This window comes from Streptomyces sp. NPDC006012 (assembly GCF_042871185.1).
Classification (GTDB): domain Bacteria; phylum Actinomycetota; class Actinomycetes; order Streptomycetales; family Streptomycetaceae; genus Streptomyces.
On record NZ_JBIAIE010000037.1, the window covers coordinates 1 to 17,200 of the forward strand.

Below are 17,200 nucleotides of genomic sequence, written 5' to 3' on the forward strand. Positions count from 1 at the left end.
AGCGCCGGCTTCGGCCAGACCATCCGCTCCATCAACGGCTCCCTCGAATGCGACGGCAAGAACCCGGCCCAGGTCCAAAGCCGCATCGACGCCTATCAGCGCTTCGCCCAGATCCTCGGCGTCAGCCCCGGCGGCAACCTCTCCTGCTGACCGGCGCCGCGCCCCACGAGTGAGGAATCCCGTGCGCAATCTTTCGTCCCCCACCAGGAAGGGACCGCAGTCGCCACCCCGCCCCGGGCGGGTCCGGCGGCTGTGGTCCGCACTCGCGGCCACGACCGGCGCGCTCGCGCTGGTCGTGGCGCTCCCGGGCAACGCCGGCGCGGACGTGCTGCAACTGCTCCCGCAGAACGCCGACGGTCTGGAGCAGACCTTCTCCCCGGCCTACGACTACGACGGTGACGGCTGCTACGCCACCGCGGCCATCGGCGCCGACGGCACCATCAACCCCGGTCTGAAGCTGGGCGGCGACGTCAACGGGCACTGCCACGACTACGCGCAACTGGCCAACGCCAACACCTACTCACGCGAGAAGTGCAACAACGGCTGGTGCGCCGTCATGTACGCCAGCTACTTCGAGAAGGACCAGGCGACGCTGGGCCCCGCGGCCATCGGGCACACCCACGACTGGGAGCACGTCGTGGTGTGGATCAGCGACAACGAGATCCAGTACGTGTCGGTGTCGCAGCACAGCGGCTACCAGGTGGCGGACCGCTCGGCGGTGCGTTTCGACGGCACCCATCCGAAGATCGTGTACCACAAGGACGGCGCGTCGACCCACTGCTTCCGGTTCGCGGGCGCCAATGACGATCCGCCGGAGAACGCGACCGGTGGCTGGTTCTTCCCGCGCCTCGTCGGCTGGAACGGTTATCCGGCCGGCTTCCGCGACAAGCTCATGAGCGCGGACTTCGGCGACGCGACGATCAAGATCAAGGACGGTGACTTCGCCTACGCCCTGGCGCACTCGATGCCCGCCGGCCTCCCCTTCGATCCCAACGCCTGACGGGCGAGGCCGAAGGCCCGCTGCGCCCGGCGAGTCACGCCTTGGCGGCCCGCCGCACCGCGCGGCGGGCCTTCGGCGCTCACGGACAGGATCAGCCGGCCGGCCGCAGATCGGTGATCTTGAGGGTCCTGAGGTCGGACCGTACGTCGATCTTCGTGACCTGGGCGCCGGGGCCGTCGCTCCAGGTCAGGGTCACCCGGTTCGTCGCATGACCGGCGCCCGAGCCGGTGTACGCGACCTTCCACTTCACCGGCACGTTCTGGGCGAACAGGATGCCGTCCGCGTGCTCCTTCGCCTCGTACGCCTCGACCTTCCTGCGGGCGTCCGCGCTCAGATAGAAGGCGCGCAGCGCCTTGGCGTCGGCGCCCGCCGCGGAGTCCTCGCCGTCCCAGACGGAGTCGATGTACGCACCGTAGAAATCGGCCACCCGCTGGGTGGCGCTGCGCGGGTCGCCCTGGGCGGCCGGCACGGACGCGGCCCGGCTGCCGGAGTGGGCGGTGCCGGCGCCGGCCAGGGCCGGAGCGACGGCGGTGAGGGTGAGCGCCGCGGTGACCGTGGCGGCGGTGAGCAGGGCCCTGCGGATTCGGACGGACATGTCGTCGTTCCCCCGATTCGGTTGCGGCCGGTGCGGTCCCGGCCGTCGACGGATCGTAAGACCCCGTTCCACCCATGAAGGTTCCGATACGTCACGGAAAACTCCATGTGATCCGAAATGGGTAAAGAGTTGCGCCGAACTCCGGTCTCCAGTTGTCCGTTCCGATCGGATCAGGTCACTGGTGGGCTCCGCCCTCGACCAGCCGGGTGAGGTTCGCCAGCGACATCCGGGTGCCCAGCTCGTTGTCCTCGCGGGGAATGACGTCGGGCAGGCCCTCGTGCGCCATCACCACGTCCGTGGCGCCGTCCGCCTCGGTGAGCACGGTCGTCATCGTCATCGTGCCGCACATGGCTTCGTCGTCCGTCTCGAACTCGATCTCTTCGACGACCAGTTCGTCCGGCACGAGACGGAGGAAACGGCCGTGATAGGTGTCCGTGTGCTCGCCGGACTTCCCCGGCCTGCGCGGATCGGCGTAGGTGAGCGACACCCGAAACTGGCCGCCCTCCCGGGCGTCGAACGTGTGCACGACGGCGGTCATGCCGTCCGGCGCGCGCCAGACGGCGACCGCGGCCGGGTCGAGAAGCGCGCGGTAGACGGCGGCACGGGGCGCCCGGACGCGGCCGGAGACTCGGGTGGCATACATGCCGTCAAGCTACCGCTCCGCACTGACAGCCCGGGCCGGACCGCGGTGCCGGGGCCCGGTTGTCAGACGAGGTGGGCGAAGACCACCAGGTTCTCCGTGTAGTCCGCGGCCCCGCGGTCGTAGTCCCCGGCGCAGGTGATCAGGCGTGCCTCCGCACGGGGTACGTCCGCGTACACGCGGCGGTCGGGGAAGTCGTTCTTCTCGAACGTCTCGGAGCTGTCGACCACGAAGTCGGCATCCTTCCCGTCCGCCCGCCGCACGGTGAACCGGTCCCCCTGGCTCAGCTCGTCCAGGCCGGCGAAGACGGCGGCGGAGGTCTTGGTGTCCACGTGCCCGGCGATGATCGCGGTACCGGTCTCGCCGGGGGTGACGCCCTTGCCGTACCAGCCGACGAGGTTCACGTCGTCGGCGGGCGGCGGCTGCAGTTGCCCCGCTGCGCTCAGCGACAGTTCGGTGAACGGGGCGTCGACGCCGATCTTCGGGATGAGCAGTCGCGTCGGCCGGGACCGGGGAAGCTGCTTTCCGGCCGGACGGGTGAGGGACGCGGCGCCTCCGGCCTGTGCCGGGCCGGCGGCGGTGTCGTGGGTCTTCCCGCCGATCAGGCCGACGACGACGAGGACGACCGCGACACCCCACATCATCATGCGTTCGCCGGAGGGCGGTCCCTGCTGGGCGGGGGTCGGGGACGACTCAGGAGCTGCCATCGGACACCACCTCACTCGGGCACGGCAGCGCAGTGGTCACGGCGCGCGGGCGGCCGGCCGCCCGCGCGGAGCGCCCGGCGGCCGCGGCCCGTGGATCGCCGTCGCGGGTCAGGACGCCGACCCGCCAGCGTGCTTGCGGCGCAGCGCGTAGACACCGGTGCCGAGAAAAGCCACCACGGCCAGACCGCCGGCGGTCACGCCCGGGTCGGCGAGCCCGCCGCCACCGGTGTGCATGCCGCCGCTGGGCCGGCCCTCCTCGTTGTTCCAGGAGTCCTTGTTGCGTTCGGTGTCGGAGCCCTTCTCCTTGTTCGAGCTCTTGTCGGAGTTGTTGTTCCGGTAGGTCTCGGGGTCGAACCTGCTGGTGTCGCTGCTGTCCGAGGTCCAGTCGCTGCTCGTGATCGCTGTCAGCGCACCGCCACCGGTGTGCACCCCACCGTGGGGCCGTTCCCTCCCGCCTTCGTCACCGTGCCCCTTCGCCTGCGCGAGCGCACCACCACCGGTGTGCATCCCGCCCCGCGGCCGGTCGCTCCCGCTGTCGTCACCGTGGCCCTTCGCCAGCGCGAGCGCACCACCACCCGTGTGCATCCCGCCCCGCGGCCGGTCGCTCCCGCTGTCGTCACCACGCCCGTTCAGCCCGGTGAGCGCACCGCCACCCGTGTGCACTCCGCCCCGCGGCTCGTTGTGCCTGCTGTCGTCACCTTGTCCCTTGTTGTACGAAGAATCGTCACGGTTTCCTTGGTCGCTTCCCGAGGCATGGGCGCCAGGGGCGGCGAACGCGAGGGCGGCCGAGGCGGCCGCCGTGGCCAGGATCATGCGGGCAGAACGCATCTGGGAGTCCTTCCGCCGTGGCGCGGGCAGCCGACACGCATCAGCTGAGATCACCCGGCTCCGACATGAACCACCGTCAGCCACACCCTCTGCCCGCACCATCCGGGCCGCCCAGCCGGGTTACCATCGCACCCCACCCGGACCACTGTGTCCCGTTCCGGGGCACAGTGCGGATATGACCTCACACGGCAGCGACACGCTGGCCCACGGCCGCGTGGCGACCAGACTCCCCGCGCAGGATCTGGAGCGCGCACGGCGCTTCTACTCCGAGAAGCTCGGTCTGGAGCCCGTCGACGAACGGCCCGGCGGGCTGCTGTACCGGTGCGCGTCCGGGGAATTCCAGCTGTTCCGGTCCGCCGGGGCCGCGCCGGGAACGTTCACCCAGATGTCGTGGCAGGTCGACGACATCGAGACGGTCGTATCGGAACTGCGGCGGCGCGGTGTGGTGTTCGAGGAGTTCGAGCTGGCCGCGGTGTACGGAGGCGGCCGGACCGAGGACGGGATCGCCGAGGTCGAGGGGCACTTCCGGAGCACCGGCGCCCGCGGCGACCGCGGCGCCTGGTTCCGCGACAGCGAGGGGAACATGCTGGGCATCGGCCAACCGGCCTACTGACCCCGGCCCGGATCCCTGCCGCCGCCCGGATCGGTGTCGTCGGCTCACCCGACCGGGTTCCGTATCGGCTCACCCGGCCGAGTCCCGTCCGCTTGCCCTGGCTCCCGCGCCGGCGGCCGGTTCCGCTCAGTCCGCCAGGCCTGCCGCGACGGTCGCGCCCAGTTCCCAGCACGCCTCGATGTCGGCCTTGGCCGGCTCACCCGTCACGGTCACGGCCTCGGCCGCACGGCGCCAGCCGAGACCGGTGGTGATCGACTCCATCCCGCGCACCGCACCGGTGACGTCGTTCCCGCCGTGCACGTAGTAGCCGAAGGGCCGGCCGCGGGTCTCGTCCAGGCAGGGGTAGTAGATCTGGTCGAAGAAGTGCTTGAGGGCGCCGGACAGGTAACCGAGGTTCGCCGGGGTGCCGAGCAGATAGCCGTCCGCGGCCAGCACATCGCTGACGGTCGCCGACAGCGCGGCCCGCCGTACCACCGCCACCCCCTCGATCTCCGGTGTCGTGGCACCTGCCACGACGGCCTCGAACATCGCCTGGCAGTTGGGTGACGGGGTGTGATGCACGATCAGCAAGGTAGCCACACCCCGCACCCTGCCGTGGCGGGACTCTCCCGCGCAAACGGCGCCGCACCGGCCCTCGGCACGACGGCCTCGTCGCCCGGCCCGCGCCGAGGACGGCCGCCGTCCGCGCCGGTCGGACCGCGGTCGGCAGGCCCATCGGCAAGACATAAGATCAGGTTATGGCGTCATAGATCGGACCCGCGTACTAACTTAGGTCTGCCTTAGCTTAGGCTTCCCGTTCGAGTCGCCTGTCATCACTCGAAGGGAATACCTGATCATGCCGCGCCCCCTGCGGGTAGCCATAGTCGGAGCCGGCCCGGCCGGGATCTACGCCGCCGACGCCCTGCTCAAATCCGAGGCGGCGGCCGAACCCGGCGTCTCCGTCGACCTCTACGAGCGGATGCCCGCCCCCTTCGGTCTGATCCGCTACGGCGTCGCCCCCGACCACCCGCGCATCAAAGGCATCGTCACGGCACTGCACCAGGTGCTCGACAAGCCGCAGGTCCGGCTGTTCGGCAACGTCGACTACCCGAGGGACATCGGCCTCGACGACCTGCGCGCCTTCTACGACGCCGTGATCTTCTCCACCGGCGCGATGGCCGACCGCGACCTGCGGATCCCGGGCATCGACCTGGACGGCTCGTACGGTGCCGCCGACTTCGTCTCCTGGTACGACGGCCACCCGGACGTCCCGCGCACCTGGCCGCTGGAGGCCGAGAAGGTGGCCGTGCTCGGTGTCGGCAACGTCGCACTCGACGTGGCCCGCATCCTGGCGAAGACGGCGGACGAGCTGCTGCCGACCGAGATCCCGCCGAACGTGTACGCCGGCCTGAAGGCCAACAAGGCCCTGGAGATCCACGTCTTCGGCCGGCGCGGACCGGCCCAGGCCAAGTTCAGCCCGATGGAGCTGCGCGAGCTGGACCACTCCCCCAACGTCGAGGTCGTCGTCGATCCCGAGGACATCGACTACGACGCGGGGTCGATCGAGACCCGGCGCGGCAACAAGCAGGCGGACATGGTCGCCAAGACGCTGGAGAACTGGGCCATCCGCGATGCCGGCGACCGGCCGCACAAGCTGTTCCTGCACCTCTTCGAGGCACCGGTCGAGATCCTCGGCGCGGACGGCAAGGTCACCGGCCTGCGCACCGAGCGCACCGCCCTGGACGGCACCGGCAACGTCAAGGGCACCGGGACCTTCAAGGACTGGGACGTCACCGCGGTCTACCGGGCCGTCGGCTACCTGTCCGAGAAGCTGCCCAAGCTGCCGTGGGACATCGGGTCCGGCACGGTTCCGGACGCGGGCGGCCGGGTCATCGAGGAGAGCGGCGCGCACCTGCAGTCGACGTACGTCACCGGCTGGATCCGGCGCGGCCCGGTCGGTCTGATCGGCCACACCAAGGGCGACGCGAACGAGACGGTGTCCAACCTCCTGGACGACCACGCGAACGGCCGCCTGCACACGCCGGACGCGCCGGCGCCGGAGGCCGTCGATGCCTTCCTCACCGAGCGGAACGTCCGCTTCACCACCTGGGACGGCTGGTACCGCCTCGACGCCGCGGAGAAGGCGCTGGGCGAGCCCCAGGGCCGGGAACGCGTGAAGATCGTCGAGCGCGAGGACATGCTCCGGGAGAGCGGGGCGTAGCACCCGGCACCGGACGGAAGGGGCCATCGCCGTGGGCCCCTTCCGTCCGGCGGCCGTCAGCCGCCCAGGCCGGCCCGGGCCGCGAAGGGCCCGTCGGCGGCGAAGACCCGTGCCGCGAAGCGTTCGGCCATCCGGCGGTGGGTGGCGGCGTCCGGGTGCAGTCCGTCGGGGAGCGGCAGTTCGCCGCTGTCGGACTCGCCGTAGAGGTCGAGGCCGTCGAGGTAGTACAGGTTCGGGTCGCCGGCCGCCCGCTGGGCCACGATCCGGGCCAGTTCGTCGCGGATGGCCGTCAGGGTCAGTTTGCCCGCGGCGCGCTCCGCCGGATCGCCCGCGGCCCGGAAGCTCAGCCGGCCCTCGCTGAGGGCGCCGTGGTCCGGGAGGCTGGGGCCGGGTGTGTCCTCGTGCATGGGACAGAGGATGGGCGAGACGACCAGCAGCGGTGTGGTGGGGTGGCCCTCCCGGACGGTGTCGAGGAAGCCGTGCACGGCCGGGCCGAAGGCCCGCAGCCGCATCAGGTCGGTGTTGACGAGGTTGATGCCCAGCTTGAGGCTGATCAGGTCGGCCGGGGTGTCCCGCAGGGCGCGGGCGTGAAGGGGTCGAGCAGCGCGCTGCCGCCCAGGCCCAGGTTGATCAGCTCCACACCGCCGTGCGCGGCGGCCAGCGCGGGCCAGGTGGTGGTGGGGCTCGCGGCGTCGGAGCCGTGACTGATCGAACTGCCGTGGTGCAGCCAGATCCGGCGGCCGTGGTCCGCTGCGGGCTCGACGGGGGCGTCGGTGCGCAGGGCGACGAGTTCGGTGGTCTCGTTGTGCGGCAGCCAGATCTCTATGTCCTTGGCGCCCTCGGGCAGCCCGGTGAACACGGCGGTACCGACCGGGCCGGCGCGGAATTCCGTGCTGCCGGTGGTCAGGTCGACGGTCAGGGTGTCGCCGCCGGACACGGTGGTCTGCCCTGCCGGGCTGCCGTCGACGAGCAGGTCGTAGAGCCCGTCGGGCCGGGGCGGGGCACCGGTGAAGACGCGTTTGGTGGGCACCGTGTCCAGGGCGATCGCGGTGGCCCGGGTGCGGAACACCACCCGTACGCCGGAGGGCTGGGACTCCGCCATGGCGAGCTGGGGGTCGGCGCACTGGGCGCGGGCCCGGGCGGGCAGCCGGTGGGGCAGCAGCCCGCGTTCCGTGCGCTCCAGGTCGAGGGCGCCGCGCAGCAGCTGAGCGGTCAGGGGGGTGGTGATCCAGTCGTTGTCGGGGGTGCGCATGTTCCAGCCTGTTGATCGGAGTCGTCGGGTACGTGGCGGGGGTGCCCCGGTGCGGAGCCGGAGCCGCCGCCGGGTCCGCACCCGGAGGGGTCAAGGGGCGGGCCAGTTCCGCAGCAGCGCGTCGAGGGCGTCCAGGACGCGCCTCCAGGTCTCCTCGGTGTCGGGGGCGCTGTGGCTGAATCCGCCGCCGAGCTCCAGGCTCACGTAGCCGTGGAAGACGCTGCCCAGCAGCCGGACGGCATGGGTCTGGTCCGGTTCGGTCAGGTCGTAGCCGCGCAGCAGGGCGCGGGTCATCTGGGCGTGCCGGACGCCCGCGCTGGCGGCGGCTGTCTCCGAGTCGAGCCGGAGTTGGGCCGCGGCGTAGCGGCCGGGGTGTGCCCGGGCGTAGTCGCGGTAGACGTCGGCGAGGGCGGTCAGGGCGTCCTTGCCCGCCCGGCCGGCCAGGGCCTCGGCGGCCCGGTCGGCGAGTTCCTCCAGGGCGAGCAGGGCAATACGGGTCTTGAGGTCCTGGGAACTCTTCACATGCGAGTACAGGCTCGCGGCCTTGACGTCGAAGCGCCGGGCGAGCGCCGAGACGGTCACCTGGTCGAAGCCGACCTCGTCGGCCAGTTCCGCTCCCGCCCGGGTCAGTCGTTCCGGGGTCAGTCCCGCACGTGCCATAACCATCCTCCCATTCTCCGAGACAGATTATGCATTTGCCTAAACCATTTAGGCAAATTAGCGTGACCTCTATGAAGCCGTTGACCGAGCAAGAGATCCGTTCCGCGTTCGTGAACTGCACCAAGGGCGAGGCGAAGCGCCTGTCCGTCCCGCGTGATCTGGCCGACCGGCCCTGGGACGACCTGGACTTCCTCGGCTGGCGTGACCCGCAGGCACCCGACCGCGCCTACCTCGTCACCAGCTCGGACGGCAGCCCCAGGGCCCTCGCGCTGCGCACCGCGAACGCCGCGTCCCGGCAGCCGCGGCGGAGCATGTGCTCGATGTGCCTGACGACCCACACCGGCGGCGTGTCCCTGATGGTGGCGGCACGGGCGGGGCGGCGCGGACAGCAGGGCGACTCGGTGGGCGCCTACATCTGCAGCGATCTCGCCTGCTCGCTGTACGTACGCGGCAAGAAGGACGCGAGCACCGGCGGGCGGCTTGAGGAATCGCTCACCCTGGAGGAGAAGATCCGGCGGACGGTGACGAACCTGGACGCGTTCCTCGCCAAGGTGACGGCGTGAACGGAGCCCGCCCCGAAGCGGATGGCGGGCGGGCCCCGTTCGACACCGTTCCCGTGCGCCGGACGGTTCACCGGGACGGGTGAACCGGGCCCGGGTGCGGTGCATCGCGCACACCCCGGGTGCGGCGGACACCGCCCACGCACGGGACGACAGTCGCCCCTCCCGCGCAGCGGCCCGTGCACCAGTCTCGTTCCTCCTGCCCAGGGCCCCGCGACCGACCGCGGCCCGGCGGAGACACGATGCTCGGGAGAGCCGTCGCCCGCCCGTGGCCCGGGCCGCCGCGAAGGGCCGTCGCCCGCTTCCGGCTGCGCCGACCCGGCGGCCGGGCGGCGAACCGAAACGGTGATACTGGATGGCGCACGCCGACTCCACCGTAGATGGGCCCATGTCGAACTCCGCCAGCGACCGCTCCACGATCCCCAGCACGGTGTGGCAGGCCCGCGGCCGCCACGTCGACACCTCCCCGCAGGACGCCGTCAGGCGCACCCTGCGCCGGCACCGGGACGGTGAAGTCCTCGACGACTTCGCCGAACCCCCTCTCCCCGAGGGCGCGATCGGGCAGGTGTTCGAGGCGCGTTGGCGGGTCGACGGCGACGTACCGGTGCGGGCCCGTCTGACACTCGTCCCCCCGGACGCGCGGACGGACGGGCGTACGGACGGACGGGAGTGGCGGATCACGGCGGAGGCGGAACGGCCGTGGGAGGACCACTGGCCGTCCCCGGCCACGATGTTCTGGCCCGACACGGACGACGCCGCCTGGGACCACCACCACGCCGTCGCCGGGCTGCGGCTGCGCACCGTCAACCCCGTCCCCGCGGACGACAAGGCCATGCGCCGCGTCCTGCGGGACGCCGTACGCGGTTCCTGGTCCGTCCAACTGGTGGTGCACGAGGCCATGACACCGGACGAGCAGGGCAGACGGCCGCTGGCCCGGCTGCTGCCCCTGGGGCTGCGCCACCGCGTGCTGGAGCACCGTGCCGCGCCGCACCAACTGCGCGCCGTCAACTGGGCGTTGCGCGACCTCGGCGTGGAACTGCCGCGCGGCGGAGCGGTGATCCTGCCCCCGCACCCTGCCCCGGACGGTTACGACGGAGGCGGGTACGCGGCGCGCAGCGTCTTCCTCGACGGCACGGAACCCGCCGAACTCGTCGACGCGCTGCGGCGCTTCACCGCTCTGCCGAAACCGTCGCCGGAGGGCGCCGCGGAAGCGCTGGCCGACCTCCGCGAGAACTGGACCCTGGTCACTCTGGAGGAGGAACTGGCCCGGGAACGCGAGCTGGTGGCGATGTACGCGGAGGCGCTGGAGGCGATGACCAGGTCCCGCGACCTGTACCGGGAGGCCGCCGAGAAGGCCCACGAGGCGCTGGCCGCCTACCGCGCCGCGCCCGCGTTGCCGGCCGAGCGGCGCGAGCCGGCCCCGCCCGCTGCTCAGTCCCCGCTGCATCAGTTCACGCGGACGTTCGCGCGGCTGAAGGCCGGGTCCAGGGGACTCCGCGCCCCTGGCGGGGCGGGCGCCGGACGGGACGGAGACGGACCCGGGGAGAGACCCGGGGAAGGGAACCCGCCGTCCTGACCAGCCGACCGGGCGCCATGTCCGCCGCCCGACCGGGAAGAGAACAAAGTACGGCAGGCCGGGAAAAGCCGCGGCAGGCTGCAGCGGGGCCAGGACAGGGACGGCAGACCGACGGGAGTTTTCATGGACACGACCACGACAGTGATCCTGATCGCCGCCGTGCTCGCGGCCGCCGTGCTCGCCCTGGCCCTGGTGCTGCTGATCCGGCTGGTCCGCGCCCGGCAGACGCTCCGGCGAGCCGGGCTGCCCACCGGACCGCGGTGGATCTTCTGGGGTGCCGTCCTCTACCTGGTCCTGCCGACCGACCTGCTGCCCGACCCGGTGTACCTGGACGACATCGGCGTGCTGCTGCTCGCCCTGCGCAGTCTGCGCGCCGGGGCGACGCTGCCGACGGACCGCACACGGTCCTGAATCCTGCCGGCCCGCACACCCCCGCCGGCCCCGGTCAGCCGGACCGCAACGTCTGCGAGGGCAGCTCACCGAAGCGGGCCCGGTACTTCTGCGCGAACCGGCCCAGATGCCCGAAGCCCCACCGGTAGGCCACCTCGCTCACGGTCGTCGCGTCCGGATCGGCGGCACGCAGTTCGGCGCGGGCCTTCTCCATGCGGACGTCCCGCAGGTAGGCCATGGGCGAGCTGCCGACCTGCCGGCGGAACACCTCCTGGAGCCAGCGCACGCTCACACCGGCGAGGTCGGCGAGTTCCGTGGTCGTGTACGGGTGTTCCGGGCGGGCCTGAACAGCGTCCACGACCCGTTTGACCGGGCGCGCGTAGCCCTGCGGGGCGGGCCGGTCGAGAACGTCCCGGTAAGGGTGGTCGGCGGCCAGCAGCAGGCCCGTCAGCAGGGCATCCCGTATCCGGGCCGCCAGCAGCGGGCGGCGCAGCATCCCGTGCTCGTCGCCCATCTCCGCGACGGTCAGCGCGACGAGCCGGCTCCATGCGCGGCCGGGTCCGGCGGTCAGGTCCATGGTGGGCGCGAGCCGCAGCGTGGGCCGGACGGCGTCCCGGGTGAGGCTCTCCAGATGCCGGACGAGGGCGGCGGGCTCGACCTTCACCGCGTACAGCCGGCACTCGCGGCTCCAGCGTTCCAGGGTGGTCCTGCCGTCGGGCTGGAACACCCCCGCCCGCTCGGAGGTAGCCAGCGACAGGTCGTGGGCGCCCTGCCGCCACAGCAGGTGACCGGCGAGGGGCAGATCCACGTGGTAGGCGCCCAGTTCCTCGAAACGCATGCGGACGTCGGCGCCGCAGCGCAGTTCACCCACGGTGAGCGGGCCCAGGCGGGCCATGTCGAAGTCCGCGTCCAGGGACTGCCTCGGGTCCAGGAGGTCGATGAAGGTCGAGTAGAACATGCGACCGATCGCGGTGCGCGCCTCGTCGAGGTCCGCCGTCCGCACGGCGAGATGCACGCCTGCCGGATCCGTGGGTTCCGGGAACTCAGCGATCTCCGCCACGGGACGGCCCCTCCTCTGCTCGGTCCGGACCTGCCGGGCTGCCAAGGGTAGGCGTCCCCCTGCCCCGCCTACCGGGGTACTCCTGGCCAAAACCGGCCGCCGCACACCACCTGACCAGCGCTCCACGACGCGTTGCCAGCGCCGGACGTCCACCGGGCCGCCCGGGTGGCGGACCGGTACGCGGACCGGCACGCGGGCGTGGCAGGGCTGTTCCCCGGACGGCCTAGCAACCTGCCGGACCTTCCGCGCCGGGCGCCGAGGGGCGCACGCCCCTGCGGGCCCCGTCCGCCCGCGACACGCGCCCGCTGCCGCGGGCCGACGCGGCGGCGTCCGTGCGCAGGCATCCGCCCGAGGACGGATCAACGGTCGTCACCTCGGGTGACGCGTCTCGCCTCCTACGGCCGGGCAGTGTAGACATGGGCACATGGTCCGCCTGCACGGCCGGCCCCCTCCACGGCCGCTCCATCCTCCCGGCAACCCGCACGCACCACTGGTGCCGCGGGAGCAGGGCGCGAACGGACCGCGCCACGCCGGCAGCCGGCTGCGGTCGGCGCTGGGCGGGAGCAGCTTCGCCGCGCAGGTGTTCGTCTGCCAGGTGGTGATCGTGCTGCTCCTGGTCCTGTCGGCAGTGGCGGCGCAACTGCTCCAGGTGCGGCACGACAGCACCATGGAGGCCCGCAACCGCTCCCTGGCCGTCGCCCAGACGTTCGCCAACGCGCCGGGCATCGTGGAAGGGCTGCGCAGCCCGGATCCGACCGCCGTCCTGCAACCGAGGGCGGATGCCGCCCGCAAGGCGGCCGGCGTCGATTTCATCGTCGTGATGAACCGCGACGGGACCCGCTACACGCATCCCCAGTCGGGCCTCATCGGCGAGAAGTTCGTCGGGAACTTCGGCCCCGCGTTGTCCGGGCACGTCGTCACCGAGGAGATCAACGGCACCACCGGCCCGGTGGTGCAGGCCGTGGTGCCCGTGGAGGCGGCCGACGGGTCCGTGGTGGGCGCGGTGTCGTCCGGCATCACGACCGCGCACATCGTGGGGCTGGCCGACCAGCAGATGCCGCTCCTGCTGTCCTCCGCCGCCGCCGCGCTCGCCGTGTCCACGGCGGGTACGGCGCTGGTGAGCCGGCGGCTGCGGCGGCAGACCCGGGGCTTCGGCCCGAACGAGATGACGCGGATGTACGAGCACCACGACGCGGTGCTGCACGCGGTCCGTGAGGGTGTGCTCATCGTGGGCGGCGACGGCCGGCTGCTGCTCGCCAACGACGAGGCGAGACGGCTCCTGGACCTGCCCGTGGACGCGGAGTGCCGACCTGTGCTGGAACTGGGCCTGGACGCGGACACCGCCGCCCTGATCGCCTCGGGGCGGCACGCCACCGACGAGGTGCACCTCGTCAAGGACCGGCTGCTCGCGATCAACCAGCGGCCCACGAACCTGCACGGCGGTCCGATGGGCAGCGTCACCACACTGCGCGACTCCACGGAGCTGCGCGCCCTGTCCGGCCGGGCGGAGACGGCCCGCGAACGCCTCGACATGCTGTACGACGCCGGGGTCGGCATCGGCACCAGCCTGGACGTGACCCGCACGGCCGAGGAGCTGGCGGAGCTGGCCGTCCCCCGGTTCGCCGACTTCGTCACCGTGGACCTGTACGAATCCGTCCTCAGCGGTGAGGAGCCGCAGCCCACTGTCGCGCTGTGCCGGGTGGCCGGCAACGGCGTCCGGCGCGGTGCTCCGCTCTACCCGGTGGGCGAGCGCATCCGCTTCGTACCCAGCTCGCCCCAGGGCCGCAGCCTCGCCACCGGCCAGTCCGTGGTCGAACCGCTGCTCAGCGAGGCGACGGGCTGGCACACCCAGGACGTCAAGCGGACCGCCCAGGTGATGGAGTACGGCATCCACTCGCTGGTCACGGTGCCGCTGCGGGCGGGCAGCCTGGTCCTGGGCCTGGCCAACTTCTGGCGCTCGCGCAAGCCCGAGCCGTTCGACGAGGAGGACCTGGCCCTCGCCGAGGAACTGGTCGCGCGCGCCGCGGTGTCCATCGACAACGCCCGCCGCTACACCCGCGAGCACAGCATGGCGGTCACGCTCCAGCGCAGCCTGCTGCCGCGCACGCTGCCCGAGCAGGGCGCGCTGGAGGTCGCCTACCGTTATCTGCCGGCCCAGTCCGGGGTGGGCGGCGACTGGTTCGACGTCCTGCCGCTGTCCGGCGCCCGGGTGGCGCTGGTGGTCGGGGACGTGGTCGGGCACGGGCTGCACGCCGCGGCCACGATGGGCAGGCTGCGCACGGCGGTGCACAACTTCGCCGCCCTGGACCTGCCGCCGGACGAACTCCTCGTTCTGCTGGACGAGTTGGTGAGCCGCATCGACCAGGACGAGACACCTGCCGACCGCGGCACGGTGATCACCGGCGCGACCTGTCTGTACGCGATCTACGATCCGGTCTCCCGCCGCTGCGCCCTCGCCCGGGCGGGACATCCGCCGGCCGCCCTGATCCGGCCGGACGGGACCGTCGAGTTCCCGGACGTCCCGGCCGGGCCCCCGCTCGGCCTCGGCGGTCTGCCGTTCGAGACGGCCGATCTGGAGCTGCCGGAGGGCAGCCGTCTGGTGCTGTACACCGACGGGCTGGTCGAGGACCGGGACCGGGACATCGACGTCGGCCTCGACCTGCTGCGGACCGCACTGGAGGAGGCCGGCGACTCACCCGAGGAGACCTGCCGGGCGGTCCTCGACCGGTTGCCGGCCCGGCCCAGCGACGACGTCGCCCTGATCGTCGCACGCACCCGCGCGCTCGGCCCGGACCAGGTCGCCGACTGGCGGGTGCCGTCCGACCCGGCGGCCGTCTCGGAGGTCCGGGCCGCGGTGATCAGGCAGTTGTCGCAGTGGGGGCTGGGGGAGCTGACCTTCGCCACGGAGCTGATCCTGAGTGAGCTGGTCACCAACGCGATCCGCTACGGCCGTGCCCCGGTGAGTGTGCGGCTGCTCCGCGACAACAGCCTGATCTGCGAGGTCTTCGACAGCAGCACGACCTCGCCGCACCTCAGGTACGCCGCGAGCACGGACGAGGGCGGCCGGGGCCTGTTCCTCGTCGCCCAGCTCGCCGTCCGCTGGGGCACCCGGTACACCCCCTCCGGGAAGGTCATCTGGGCGGAGCAGTCGCTGTCGGCCCCGCTGTGACATCTCCGCGGCGGCCGGTCGGCGGGCCGGTCAGCCGAGGGCGCGGTCCAGGTTGAAGGCGGCACTGATCAGCGAGAAGTGGGTGAACGCCTGCGGGAAGTTGCCCTGCTGCTCCCCGGTGCGGCCGATTTCCTCCGCGTACAGGCCCAGGTGGTTCGCGTAGGTCAGCATCTTCTCGAACGCCAGCCGGGCCTCCTCCAGCCGTCCGGCGCGCACCAGCGCCTCGACGTACCAGAAGGAGCAGATCGAGAACGTGCCCTCGTCGCCGCGCAGTCCGTCCGGGCTGGCCTGCGGGTCGTAGCGGTAGACCAGGGAGTCGGAGACCAGGTCCTCCCCCAGGGCGTCGAGGGTGGACAGCCACTTAGGGTCGGTGGGCGCGATGAACTTGGCCAGCGGCATCATCAGCAGGGAGGCGTCGAGGACGTCGCCGTCCTCGTACTGGACGAAGGCGCCGCGCGCCGACGACCAGCCGCGGTCCATGATCCGCCGGTAGATCGTGTCGCGGCTCTGCCGCCACTGGGGCAGGTTGGCGGGGAGTCCGCGCCGGTTGGCGAGCCGGATGGCGCGCTCGATGGCCACCCAGCACATCAGCCGCGAGTACAGGAAGTTCTTGCGGCCGCCGCGGGTCTCCCACACTCCCTCGTCCGGCTGGTCCCAGTTCTCGCAGACCCAGTCCACCAGATGGCACACGTCGTCCCACTGGGCACTGGAGATGGGCTGGGCCCACTTGTCGTAGAGGTAGACCGAGTCGATCAGGGCACCGTAGATGTCGAGCTGGAGCTGGTCGGCGGCGGCGTTGCCGACCCGGACCGGGGCGGAGCCGAGGTGTCCCTCCAGGTGGGGCAGTTCGCGTTCGGGCAGCTCGGTGCGCCCGTCGATGCCGTACATGATCTGCAGCGGTCCGGAGCCGCCGCCGTCACCGACGCTGATGTGGGTGGTCAGGAACCGCATGAACGCCTCGGCCTCGCCGGCGAAGCCCAGTCGCAGCAGCGCGTAGACGCAGAAGGCGGCGTCGCGGACCCAGACGTAGCGGTAGTCCCAGTTGCGTTCGCCGCCGATCTGCTCAGGCAGGCTGGTGGTCGCGGCCGCGACGATGGCCCCGGTCGGTGCGTAGGTGAGCAGCTTGAGGGTGAGCGCCGAGCGGTGCACCTGCTCCCGCCACCGCCCGCGGTACTGGGACTGGTGCAGCCAGCGGCGCCAGTACGCGACGGTGGCGGCGAACTCGTGCTCGGCCTCGGCGCGGGCGCAGCCGCGCGGCAGCACGGCGTCCCCGACCCGGTCGAGGGCGAACACCGCGGCCTCGCCCTCGACGAGCTTGAAGTCGGCGCGGACGTCCACGCCGTCGCTCTCCAGCGTCACGGTGGAGGTGAGGCTCAGGGAGAGATCGGGCGAGGCGAACAGGGCCGTGTCGCCCTGTACGCGCAGGGTGTGCGGGGTCGCGCCGTAGTCGAAGCGCGGAGCCACCCGGACCCGGAACGGAATCGTGCCGCGGACGCACAGGACGCGCCGGATCAGGCGGTGCCGGTCGCCCTCGGCAGTGGCGGTGGGGTCCCCGGCGACCGGCATGAAGTCCTGGACCTCGCCCACCCCGTCCTCGGTGAAGAAGCGGGTGATCAGCACGTTGGTGTCGGGGAAGTAGAACTGCTTGGTCCGGGCCGGTACGGCGGCGGCCAGCTCGAAGGCTCCGCCGCGCTCGGCGTCCAGGATCGCCGCGAAGACGCTGGGCGCGTCGAAGGAGGGGCAGCAGTACCAGTCGATCGTGCCGTTCGTGCCCACCAGGGCCACGGTCTGCAGGTCGCCGATCAGTCCGTGCTCGGCGATCGGCAGATACCTGGCGTCGCCGGGCAGGTCCCGGTGGTATGGCATCGCGGACATATCGGCAGCCTCCCGGGGACAGGCGTGCGGGCTGCTACCAGCTTAGGAGCGAAAGTTCCGGTCCGGCACGGCCGC

At 72.2% G+C, this 17,200-nt stretch carries 16 protein-coding genes and 1 pseudogene; 8 read left to right on the top strand and 9 right to left on the bottom strand.

Features of this window, described 5'->3' with window-relative positions:
• Together ACFYPJ_RS36125 and ACFYPJ_RS36130 are read left to right on the top strand one after the other, a co-directional pair.
• The coding region (locus ACFYPJ_RS36125) for a glycoside hydrolase family 19 protein (protein ID WP_389025955.1) at positions 1–150 on the top strand (150 nt) is incomplete at its 5' end.
• Between the two features lie 100 nt (positions 151–250).
• Positions 251–1,000, top strand: coding sequence for an NPP1 family protein (locus ACFYPJ_RS36130; protein WP_389025957.1), 750 nt, complete (start codon positions 251–253; stop codon positions 998–1,000).
• A 91-nt stretch (positions 1,001–1,091) separates the two neighbouring features.
• Here ACFYPJ_RS36130 and ACFYPJ_RS36135 read toward each other — a convergent pair whose 3' ends face one another.
• From ACFYPJ_RS36135 to ACFYPJ_RS36150, 4 genes are all read right to left on the bottom strand, one after another.
• Positions 1,092–1,595 carry a hypothetical protein gene (locus ACFYPJ_RS36135; protein ID WP_389025857.1) on the bottom strand — a complete coding sequence of 168 codons (504 nt, stop codon included), beginning with the start codon at positions 1,593–1,595 and terminating at the stop codon, positions 1,092–1,094.
• A gap of 175 nt (positions 1,596–1,770) precedes the next feature.
• Positions 1,771–2,238: an SRPBCC family protein gene (locus ACFYPJ_RS36140; RefSeq protein ID WP_389025859.1), complete on the bottom strand. Its 468-nt coding sequence runs from the start codon at positions 2,236–2,238 to the stop codon at positions 1,771–1,773.
• A gap of 62 nt (positions 2,239–2,300) precedes the next feature.
• The gene (locus tag ACFYPJ_RS36145) at positions 2,301–2,942 is read right to left on the bottom strand and encodes a class F sortase (protein WP_389025861.1); all 642 of its coding nucleotides are present in this window, start codon (positions 2,940–2,942) and stop codon (positions 2,301–2,303) included.
• A gap of 108 nt (positions 2,943–3,050) precedes the next feature.
• A complete protein-coding gene (locus tag ACFYPJ_RS36150) occupies positions 3,051–3,770 on the bottom strand; it encodes a hypothetical protein (RefSeq protein WP_389025863.1) in 720 nt (239 codons plus the stop codon).
• A 175-nt stretch (positions 3,771–3,945) separates the two neighbouring features.
• Here ACFYPJ_RS36150 and ACFYPJ_RS36155 point away from each other — a divergent pair, with 175 nt between their 5' ends.
• Positions 3,946–4,383, top strand: coding sequence for a VOC family protein (locus ACFYPJ_RS36155; protein WP_389025865.1), 438 nt, complete (start codon positions 3,946–3,948; stop codon positions 4,381–4,383).
• Between the two features lie 126 nt (positions 4,384–4,509).
• On the opposite strand, the gene ACFYPJ_RS36160 is transcribed toward ACFYPJ_RS36155, so the two are convergent.
• Positions 4,510–4,962, bottom strand: coding sequence for a flavodoxin family protein (locus tag ACFYPJ_RS36160; protein ID WP_389025867.1), 453 nt, complete (start codon positions 4,960–4,962; stop codon positions 4,510–4,512).
• A 256-nt stretch (positions 4,963–5,218) separates the two neighbouring features.
• Between ACFYPJ_RS36160 and ACFYPJ_RS36165 the strand changes: the two genes are divergently transcribed.
• Positions 5,219–6,583, top strand: coding sequence for an FAD-dependent oxidoreductase (locus ACFYPJ_RS36165; RefSeq protein WP_389025869.1), 1,365 nt, complete (start codon positions 5,219–5,221; stop codon positions 6,581–6,583).
• A 56-nt stretch (positions 6,584–6,639) separates the two neighbouring features.
• Here the strand turns inward: ACFYPJ_RS36165 and ACFYPJ_RS36170 are convergent.
• A pseudogene (locus ACFYPJ_RS36170) lies at positions 6,640–7,835 on the bottom strand (GDSL-type esterase/lipase family protein).
• 90 nt (positions 7,836–7,925) lie between these two features.
• Positions 7,926–8,495 (bottom strand): TetR/AcrR family transcriptional regulator, encoded by a 570-nt coding sequence (locus ACFYPJ_RS36175; RefSeq protein WP_389025959.1) that lies wholly within the window; start codon positions 8,493–8,495, stop codon positions 7,926–7,928.
• Between the two features lie 71 nt (positions 8,496–8,566).
• Between ACFYPJ_RS36175 and ACFYPJ_RS36180 the strand changes: the two genes are divergently transcribed.
• The 3 genes from ACFYPJ_RS36180 (at position 8,567) to ACFYPJ_RS36190 (ending at position 11,042) form a co-directional block, all read left to right on the top strand.
• Positions 8,567–9,058 carry an FBP domain-containing protein gene (locus ACFYPJ_RS36180; RefSeq protein ID WP_389025871.1) on the top strand — a complete coding sequence of 164 codons (492 nt, stop codon included), beginning with the start codon at positions 8,567–8,569 and terminating at the stop codon, positions 9,056–9,058.
• Between the two features lie 385 nt (positions 9,059–9,443).
• Positions 9,444–10,631, top strand: a complete 1,188-nt coding sequence (locus ACFYPJ_RS36185) for a hypothetical protein (RefSeq protein WP_389025873.1) — start codon at positions 9,444–9,446, stop codon at positions 10,629–10,631.
• Positions 10,632–10,754: 123 nt separating this feature from the next.
• Entirely contained in the window at positions 10,755–11,042 is a 288-nt protein-coding gene (locus ACFYPJ_RS36190; protein ID WP_389025875.1) for a DUF1232 domain-containing protein, read from the top strand.
• A gap of 34 nt (positions 11,043–11,076) precedes the next feature.
• Here ACFYPJ_RS36190 and ACFYPJ_RS36195 read toward each other — a convergent pair whose 3' ends face one another.
• Positions 11,077–12,081, bottom strand: a complete 1,005-nt coding sequence (locus ACFYPJ_RS36195) for an AraC family transcriptional regulator (protein ID WP_389025877.1) — start codon at positions 12,079–12,081, stop codon at positions 11,077–11,079.
• Positions 12,082–12,505: 424 nt separating this feature from the next.
• On the opposite strand from ACFYPJ_RS36195, the gene ACFYPJ_RS36200 reads away from it, so the two are divergent.
• Positions 12,506–15,250 carry a SpoIIE family protein phosphatase gene (locus ACFYPJ_RS36200; protein WP_389025879.1) on the top strand — a complete coding sequence of 915 codons (2,745 nt, stop codon included), beginning with the start codon at positions 12,506–12,508 and terminating at the stop codon, positions 15,248–15,250.
• A gap of 30 nt (positions 15,251–15,280) precedes the next feature.
• On the opposite strand, the gene ACFYPJ_RS36205 is transcribed toward ACFYPJ_RS36200, so the two are convergent.
• Complete coding sequence (locus ACFYPJ_RS36205) at positions 15,281–17,125, bottom strand: glycoside hydrolase family 15 protein (protein WP_389025881.1); 1,845 nt, start codon at positions 17,123–17,125, stop codon at positions 15,281–15,283.
• Positions 17,126–17,200 lie beyond the last annotated feature (75 nt).